At 62.1% G+C, this 264-nt stretch carries 1 protein-coding gene; it reads left to right on the top strand.

Annotated elements, in window-relative coordinates:
- A partial coding sequence (locus tag SB764_RS41285) for an FAD-dependent oxidoreductase (protein WP_410866937.1) occupies positions 1-264 on the top strand: 264 nt, incomplete at both ends.

Genomic DNA, 264 nt, shown 5'->3' with positions numbered 1-264 from the left:
AGCTCTGGGAGAACCTCTCCCAGGACCTCAACTACAATGTGATGTATTCGCCGCGCGGCGTGATGATGCTCTCGCACAATGTTCACGACCAGCAGTCCTTCAAGCGGCACATCCATGCGAACCGCCTCTACGGCATCGATAATGAATGGCTGACGCCGGAGCAGGCGAAGGCCTATTGCCCGCCGCTCGATATTTCGGCGAGCGCCCGCTACCCGATCAACGGCGCCGCCCTGCAGCGCCGCGGCGGTACTGCGCGTCACGATG

This window comes from Paraburkholderia sp. SIMBA_027, from assembly GCF_046535315.1.
Taxonomy (GTDB): domain Bacteria; phylum Pseudomonadota; class Gammaproteobacteria; order Burkholderiales; family Burkholderiaceae; genus Paraburkholderia; species Paraburkholderia tropica.
This window is presented reverse-complemented; position numbering and strand designations above follow the sequence as displayed.